This is a genomic window from Kitasatospora sp. NPDC048298, assembly GCF_043201465.1.
GTDB lineage: Bacteria > Actinomycetota > Actinomycetes > Streptomycetales > Streptomycetaceae > Kitasatospora.
This window is the reverse complement of the sequence record NZ_JBICYZ010000134.1, coordinates 1-7,787: the sequence shown is the minus strand read 5'-3', so window position 1 is coordinate 7,787 and position 7,787 is coordinate 1. Positions and strand designations below refer to the sequence as shown.

General features: G+C 72.6%; 7 protein-coding genes and 2 tRNA genes. 2 read left to right on the top strand and 7 right to left on the bottom strand.

Annotated features, from left to right (window positions below; translation table 11 throughout):
* Positions 1-184: 184 nt before the first annotated feature.
* The 4 genes from ACGF0D_RS43655 to ACGF0D_RS43640 all read right to left on the bottom strand — a co-directional run bounded on the left by ACGF0D_RS43655 (position 185) and on the right by ACGF0D_RS43640 (position 3,549).
* Entirely contained in the window at positions 185-847 is a 663-nt protein-coding gene (locus ACGF0D_RS43655) for an ATP-dependent Clp protease proteolytic subunit (protein ID WP_392884317.1), read from the bottom strand.
* Between the two features lie 56 nt (positions 848-903).
* Entirely contained in the window at positions 904-1,524 is a 621-nt protein-coding gene (locus ACGF0D_RS43650) for an ATP-dependent Clp protease proteolytic subunit (protein WP_392884367.1), read from the bottom strand.
* A gap of 268 nt (positions 1,525-1,792) precedes the next feature.
* Positions 1,793-3,172: a trigger factor gene (gene tig, locus ACGF0D_RS43645; protein ID WP_392926063.1), complete on the bottom strand. Its 1,380-nt coding sequence runs from the start codon at positions 3,170-3,172 to the stop codon at positions 1,793-1,795.
* Between the two features lie 303 nt (positions 3,173-3,475).
* Positions 3,476-3,549, bottom strand: a tRNA-Pro gene (locus tag ACGF0D_RS43640).
* A gap of 192 nt (positions 3,550-3,741) precedes the next feature.
* On the opposite strand from ACGF0D_RS43640, the gene ACGF0D_RS43635 reads away from it, so the two are divergent.
* Positions 3,742-3,812: transfer RNA gene (locus ACGF0D_RS43635), tRNA-Gly, on the top strand.
* Between the two features lie 83 nt (positions 3,813-3,895).
* Here ACGF0D_RS43635 and ACGF0D_RS43630 read toward each other — a convergent pair.
* Complete coding sequence (locus ACGF0D_RS43630; protein ID WP_392884319.1) at positions 3,896-4,453, bottom strand: hypothetical protein; 558 nt, start codon at positions 4,451-4,453, stop codon at positions 3,896-3,898.
* Between the two features lie 190 nt (positions 4,454-4,643).
* Here ACGF0D_RS43630 and ACGF0D_RS43625 point away from each other — a divergent pair, with 190 nt between their 5' ends.
* Positions 4,644-5,435 carry a DUF6348 family protein gene (locus tag ACGF0D_RS43625; RefSeq protein ID WP_392926061.1) on the top strand — a complete coding sequence of 264 codons (792 nt, stop codon included), beginning with the start codon at positions 4,644-4,646 and terminating at the stop codon, positions 5,433-5,435.
* Between the two features lie 57 nt (positions 5,436-5,492).
* Here ACGF0D_RS43625 and ACGF0D_RS43620 read toward each other — a convergent pair whose 3' ends face one another.
* Complete coding sequence (locus ACGF0D_RS43620; protein ID WP_359914825.1) at positions 5,493-5,690, bottom strand: hypothetical protein; 198 nt, start codon at positions 5,688-5,690, stop codon at positions 5,493-5,495.
* A 478-nt stretch (positions 5,691-6,168) separates the two neighbouring features.
* Positions 6,169-7,395: a PP2C family protein-serine/threonine phosphatase gene (locus tag ACGF0D_RS43615; RefSeq protein WP_392884321.1), complete on the bottom strand. Its 1,227-nt coding sequence runs from the start codon at positions 7,393-7,395 to the stop codon at positions 6,169-6,171.
* Positions 7,396-7,787 lie beyond the last annotated feature (392 nt).

Here is a 7,787-nt window from a genome sequence, read left to right as displayed (position 1 = left end):
CCGGGGGGGGGCGTTTTGGTCGTTCCCGACGCGCGGCGGCCCCGCCCCGGGGTGGATTATATACCCCCCACCCGCGCCGGCCGCCCGCCCCGGGGGGGGGGGGGGGGGGGGGCCCCCCGGGGGCCCCCCCCCCCCCCCCGACGCGCCCCTCCCGACCCGCTCGCGGGCCGGGAGGGAGCCGACCTCAGGAGGTCAGCGAGGTCTTGCGGGTGGAGATGATCTGGTCGACCAGGCCGTACTCGACGGCCTCCTCGGCGGTGAGGATCTTGTCGCGCTCGATGTCGTCGCGCACCTGCTCCGCCGACCGGTTGGAGTGCTTGGAGAGCATCTCCTCCAGCTGCTCGCGCATCCGGAAGATCTCCTTGGCCTGGATCTCCAGGTCGGACACCTGGCCGCGGCCGGTCTCGGTGTACGGCTGGTGGATCAGGATGCGGGCGTTCGGCAGCGCCATCCGCTTGCCGGGGGTGCCGGCGGCGAGCAGCACGGCCGCGGCGGAGGCCGCCTGGCCCATGCAGACCGTGGTGATGTCCGGCTTCACGTACTGCATGGTGTCGTAGATGGCCGTCAGGGCCGTGAACGAGCCGCCGGGCGAGTTGATGTACATCTGGATCTCGCGGTCCGGGTCCATCGACTCCAGGCACAGCAGCTGCGCCATGATGTCGTTCGCCGAGACGTCGTCGACCTGCGAGCCGAGGAAGATGATGCGCTCCTCGAACAGCTTGGCGTACGGGTCGTACTCGCGGATGCCCTGCGTGGTGCGCTCGACGAAGCGCGGGACGATGTAGCGGCCCTCGGCGCGCATGTCCTCGACGCGGGCCTGGGCGGCCGACAGGCTGGGGATGTTCATGGGGGTCCTTGTCCTCCGGGGCGTTGGGGCTGTGGTGTCGCGGGCCGGGCCGAGGCTCAGGCAGCGCCCGTGCCGCCGCCACCGGGGACGTCCGCGGCGCTGTGCATGATCGCGTCGATGAGGCCGTACTCCAGGGCCTCCTCCGGGGTGAACCAGCGGTCGCGGTCGGAGTCGGCGGTGATCTGGTCGAAGGACTGGCCGCTGTGGTGCGCGATCAGCTCGGACATCCGCTTCTTGGTGCGGAGCAGCTGCTCGGCCTGGATGCGGATGTCGGTGGCGGAGCCGCCGAGGCCGGCGGAGGGCTGGTGCATCAGGATGGTCGAGTTGGGCAGCGAGAAGCGCTTGCCCGGGGCGCCCGCGGTCAGCAGGAACTGGCCCATCGAGGCCGCCATGCCCATCGCGATGGTGACGACGTCGTTCTTGATGTACTGCATGGTGTCGTAGATCGCCATGCCGGCCGAGATCGAGCCGCCCGGGGAGTTGATGTAGAGGAAGATGTCCTTGTCCGGGTCCGCGGCCAGCAGCAGCAGCTGCGCGGTGATCTTGTTGGCGATGTCGTCGTCGACCGCCTGGCCGAGGAAGATGATCCGCTCGTTGAGCAGCCGGTTGTAGACCTGGTCGCCAAGGCCGCCGAGCACGTCACCAGCGGCGGCGTGCGGCGCCATCGGGCCAGGCATCTGCATCTGCGGGAACGTCACTTAGCCACCTGCTCAGTCGGTTTGGACGGTCGCTCCACGGCCGTCACGGTGTCGCACAGCTTCCGGGTATCACGTCGTGATTGTTGCTGTCCAAGGACCCTAACGCGCAGGCCGGGCCGCAGAATCCCTCACGCAGAACTGTTCGCTGTGAGCGCAGGGTCGTGGCGGCCGCGGGGTGGGACGACAGCGGGCCCGGACACCGTACGGCGTCCGGGCCCGCTGCAGCCTGGAGGGGCTACCGGGGCGCTCAGGCCTCGGTCTTCTCCTCGGCGGCGGTCTCCTCGGTGGCCTCGGCCGACTCGTCCTCGTCGTCGAAGTTGATCTCGTTGCCCTCGGTGTCGACGACCTTGGCGGCCTCGACCACGGTGGCCAGCGCCTTGCCGCGGGCGACCTCGCCGACCAGCAGCGGAACCTGGCCGCCCTGGACGACCTGCTGGGCGAACTGGTCCGGGGTGAGGCCCGAGCCGGCGGCGCGGCGGATGAGGTGCTCGGTCAGCTCCTCCTGGTTAACACCCAGCTCCTCGTTGGCGACGATCTGGTCCAGGACGAACTGGGTCTTGATGCCCTTCTTCGCCTGCTCCTCGATCTCCGCGTCCCACTCCTCGCGGGTCTTGCCCTGGGTCTCCAGGAAGGCGTCGAGGGTGAGGCCCATCGGCTGGAGCTGGTGGTGCTCCACGTTGTGCTTGCGGGTCTCGACCTCGTCCTTGAGGAGCTTCTCGGGGTACTCGATCTCAACCAGGGCGAGCAGCGCGTCCAGGACCTTCTCCTGGGCCTGGGTGGCCTGGTCGTACTCCTTCATGCGCTCGAGGCGCTTGCGGGAGTCGGCGCGCAGGTCCTCCAGGGTGTCGAACTCGCTGGCCAGCTGGGCGAACTCGTCGTCCAGCTCGGGCAGCTCCTTCTCCTGGACGGCGGTGACGGTGACGGTGACCTCGGAGGTCTTGCCCGCCTGGGTGCCACCCTTGAGCTCGGTCTCGAAGGTCTTCTCGTCGCCGGCCGACAGGCCGATGACGGCCTCGTCGATGCCGTCGATCAGGCGGCCCGAGCCGATCTCGTAGCTGACGCCGTTGGCGGTGCCGTCCTCCGGCACCTCGCCGTCGACCTTGGCGACGAGGTCCACGACCACGATGTCGTCGGCCGTGGCGGCGCGCTCGACGTCCTTGACCGAGGAGAAGCGCTCGCGCAGCTGCTCCAGCGACTTCTCGATGTCCTCGTCGGAGACGGCGATCGGGTCGACGGCCACCTCGATGGAGGAGAACTCCGGCAGGGTGATCTCCGGACGGACGTCCACCTCGGCGGTGAACTTGAGGTCACCGCCATCGGCGATCGTCTCGACACCCTCGATGTTGGTGATGTCGGGCTGGCCGAGGACCTCGATCTTGCCCTCGTCGACGGCCTGCGTGTAGAAGCGCGGCAGGGCGTCGTTGACGGCCTCCTCCAGCACGGCACCACGGCCGAAGCGCTGGTCGATGACCCGGTTCGGGATCTTGCCCTTGCGGAAGCCCGGGACCGAGACCTGCTGGTTGATCTTCTTGTACGCCGCGTCGAGGCTGGGCTTGAGCTCCTCGAAGGGCACCTCGACGGTGAGTCGAACCCGGGTCGGGTTCAGAGTCTCGACGGCGCTCTTCACGGTTAGGTCTCCTATGGGCTTGCGGTCAGGTTGTCTCCGCCCGTCCCCGTCACCCGGCCGGAGCCGGAAGGGGTCGGACGAGACGGGCGATGGGCGGTTGGAGCTGCATCTCCCGTGGGGTGGACGGTGAGCTTGACTCCTCGCCCTCGTGCGGTTGACCTGGGTGGACGCCACAGGGACTACCGCCAGCGCCCCATCCTACCGGTACCACGAAAGGCGGACGCCAGACGCCACCGTACCGTCGTCTTGCAGCTCCGATACAGAACAGGGCCCCGCCCCGGTGGGCGAGACCCTGCCGCACTGTCGGGGTGACCGGATTCGAACCGACGGCCTTCCGCTCCCAAAGCGGACGCGCTACCAAACTGCGCCACACCCCGTGGTGCCGAGAGGAAGCGTACACGCCGGGCCTGCACGGCTCGCCGAGTTGTTCAGCTTGTTCCGCACGGGCGCGACGCGCCCGAACCGCGCGGGCGCGCAGGGGAGGCGTGCGCGATGGGGTGTGCACTCGGGCGCCCGGACCAGGTAGGCTGTCCCCCGAACTTCCGGCCGGTGACGGCTGGGAGCGTCGTGCGGGCGTAGCTCAATGGTAGAGCCCTAGTCTTCCAAACTAGTCACGCGAGTTCGATTCTCGTCGCCCGCTCTCCGGTCCGGCCCCGGTGTGCCCAGCACACCGGGGCCGTCGGCGTTTCCGGGCCGGGCGGGCGCCCGAAGCCCGGATCGCGTTCAGAGCCCGAGCCGGGCGGCCCGGGCGGCGGCCCGGTCCAGCAGCTGGTGGACGTCGCCCTCCCGGGTGGTGGGGCGGTCGTTGTACTCGTCCGGGGAACGCGCCGGGCGGCCGGTGGCGTGCAGCACCTCCATCAGCTGGACCCGGGCGGTGCGCACGGTGACCGGGGTGCCGTAGCCGTGCGCCAGGACGGCGGCCTGCGCGCCCAGCAGGCAGACCCGGCCGGCCTCGTCCCACATCGCGCCCTGGAGCCAGCCATGCGCCCCGATGTAGCGGGAGGCGAGCCTGAGGTGGTCGGCCGCGCTGACCGGGACGGGGCGGGCGGGCCGGCCCAGCGCCCGGTCGAGCAGGGTGGCCCTGGGCTCGGGGTGGCCGGCCTGCCAGGGCCGCGGGGTGCTGCCGTACGGGCAGACGTACGGCACCGGGGTGCGCGCGGGGGCGGGCAGCGAGGCGAGGTAGGCCTCGATCTCGGCGACCAGCCCGGAGCCCGCGGGGCCGGACGGCGCCGGCCCGGGGGCGAGGAGGACGGGTGGCGGCGGGGCGGTGGTGCGGGGCATGCGGGTCCTCCGGGCGGACGGCCTTCAGGTTCCGCTGCCCAAAGTGGGGCATAAAGGATATTTCCGCGACCGGAGGACCGCGGGGTCCGCGCGGTTTCCCGGTGGGCGGTCGGGCCGATAGCCTCGGCGCGTTCGAGCGCAGTTCGAGCGCGACCCCAACCGCCGCGCTCCCCGAGGTGGAGGAGTCCCGGTGCATCCGCAGGAGCGACTGGCCGTCATTCAGCGCTGTGTGGTCCGGGAGATGGCGCGACTGGGCCAGGTGTTCCGCCCGGACGGCGAAGTGGTCCGCGGCCCCGGCACCACGGCGGTGGCGGTCCGCGAGCACCCCGGGGACGACGGCGCCGGGCACGTGGACCTCGGCTTCGTGCTGCACCTGGGCCGGGCGGACGCCCCGGTGGTGTGGGACTGCGCGGCCGGCCTCGGCCAGACCGAGGAGGAGAAGCTCGCCAACGCGGTGAAGATGTGGGCGACCACCACCGCCTCGGTGCTGGTCGGGTTCGCGGACGGCCGCGGGGGGCACGCCGACCGTCCGGACCTGCCCGGACTCCCGGGCTGGCGCGCGGCGCAGGGGCCGGCCGCGGTGTTCGGCTTCGGCAACGAGCACCTGGCGGGCTGGCTGGCCGAGCACCGGGTGCTGCCCGCGCTGGCGCCCGCGCTGCGCGCGGAGTTGACCGGCCCGGGGCCGGTGGGCGTCAAGCTCTTCCTGGGCGGGAAGGCGGGGGACGACGTCGCCGAGGTCCGGGTGGGCGGCGAGGTGTCGGAGGCGGCGTCGGCGGCACTGCGCGCGCTGGACTGGCCCCGGGGTGAACGGCTTTGCTGGGCGCGGCTGTTCGTCCTGCTGGCGGCCGAGCCCACGGCAGCGGGGCAGCACACGTCGGCGGGTGCCCTGACACCCGCACCGAGGCGTGTCCCGGCCCCGGCGGCGGCACGCCCCCGGGGACTGTTCGCTCGCTGGCGGGAAGCCAGACGGGCCGGCCGGTGACGGTGGCTCGCCCGATCGTCTCCGGGCGTGCCGACGCCGGTGGTCGGCCCGGCCGGATCAGCCGCCGGTGATGCCGGAGATGCTGTGCGCCAGGTTGGCCAGCAGCGAGTTGATGGAGCCCGCGACCGTGGTCTCGTGCAGCATGAAGCCGAACAGGGCGGCGACGATCGCGTGCGGGATCTTCATCTGCTTGTTGCGGATGAAGATGATGCACAGGATCGCGAACAGGACCAGTGCGGAGACGGAGAGTGCCACCCGGACTCACTTCCTCGTTTTCATAGCGGGGTGCCACCGCCCGGCGGCACCTGCGAAAGCCGGACCCCGGCCTGTCCGACGGTCCCGAGGCGGAATCGCGGACCGTCCGGCACGCCGCCGGCGAGGGAGCCCACAGTCGACCGCTGTCTGTCGTGCCGCACGTGACGCCCCCCATCCCCCGAATCCTGAACAGTCCCGCCCGGACTCAGTGTGGTCGACCGTGCCGATTGCGTAAAGGTCTGAAAGTCAGTCCAACGCCGATATCCTGCGGCGCGAGACGACTTTCCGCCGACCGGGACGATAGCGGAGCCATCCTGACGAATCGTCGGCGGGGCCGGGCTGAGCGGCCGGAAAACGGTCGGGGGCGGGTAGCGGAAGCCACTGGTCCGGTCAGTCGACGGGCCGTCCGATTTGGCTGAAGATCAGCTGCCAGGCTTGACAGCGGCGGGCGCCCTCGGCATGTGCCCCGGGACGGGTGTCAGTCCCGCCAGAGCAGCAGCACGGCGCGGTCGTCGTTGATGTCCCGGGCGACCGTCTCGATCAACGCGGCCGCGGCGCCGGTGCCCGTGCCGGGTCCGCCGCCGGGCACCAGCCGGTCCGCCTCCCCCATCAGCCGGTCCATGCCCTCCGTGAGGTCCCGGCCCGGCGCCTCGACCATGCCGTCGGTGCACAGCATCAGCACGTCGCCGCGGTTCAGCCGGCCGCGCACGCCGTCGAACTTGGCGCCGTCGTAGATCCCGAGCAGCGGACCCTCGGCCTGCTTGACCTCCCAGCGACCCTCCCCGGCCAGCCGCTGCATGCCCGGCAGGTGCCCGGCCGAGAGCAGTTCGTACTCGCCGGTGTCCAGGTCCAGCACCAGGTGGACGGCGGTGGCGAAGCCCTCCTCCCAGGACTGGCGCAGCAGGTAGCCGTTGGCGGCGGGCAGGAAGTCGTGCGCGGGCAGCGAGCCGACCAGGCCGCCGAAGGCGCCGGAGAGCAGCAGCGCCCGGGAGCCGGCGTCCATGCCCTTGCCGGAGACGTCCGCGAGGACCACCTCCAGCAGCCGCTGGCCGGGGCCGGTGCGCGCGGCGACCACGAAGTCCCCGGAGAAGGACTGGCCGCCGGCCGGGCGCAGCGCCATGTCCGCGTGCCAGCCGTCCGGCAACTCGGGCACCCGGCTCTGCACCCGCAGCCGCTCGCGCAGGTCGAACAGCATGGTGGAGCCGCCCCACCAGGGCACACCGACCCGGGCCCGGAACTGGGCGAGCAGCAGGCCACCCACCCCGGCGGCGCCGACCACCAGGGCCGCGCCCGGGGTCACGCCGTAGAGGTAGGCCTCGGGGTTGTCGCTGGCGACCCGCTGGCCGGTGTGGATCACGGACTCGGAGGAGAGGCCGAGCGCGGCCAGCGCGTAGAGCACGACCAGGCTGCCGGGGCGCAGCAGCAGGGCACCGGCCAGGATCGGCAGGACCAGGGAGGTGGGCGGGGCCCAGTCGGGCATCCAGATGTTGAGCAGGATCAGCAGCGGCACGAGCAGGGCGAGCGCGCAGAGCACCGGCCAGTCGGCGGCGCCGCCGCGGAAGTAGTCCACACCGGCCGTGCGCAGCCTTCGGCGGACCCGGCGGACCCTCTTGCGCAACCGGGCCGTCACGGACTCGGACGCCGGGGCGGCGCCGGGCCTCGTCGCAGTCGTCTGGGGCGGTGTGCCCGGCGCTCTGCCAGCCATGGGGTCCGACCCTATCCACGGGCACCGCCCGGCGTCGACGGGCCGGGGGCGGGCACGGGTGCCGGAGCGCGGGGCGCCCAGTGGGTTTCGGCCGATCGGCGGGGTTGCGGGCGCGTCGTCAGGAGGCGTACGCGGGTTGGGCGTACGAACCGCGCGGGCGGCGCGTGCGCCCCGCGTGCGGGGGTGCCGGCGAGCGGTGGCCTGTGGCCGATCCCACAGGCGGTGCGGGGTCGTCCCGGGCGCGTCACACGCTTCCGGAGCCCCCGTCCCGCGGTTTCCGGGGCGGCCGGAGACGGCGGCGGGGGGGGGGGGGGGGGGGGGGGGGGGGGGGGGGGGGGGGGGGGGGGGGGGGGGGGGGGGGGGGGGGGGGGGGGGGGGGGGGGGGGGGGGGG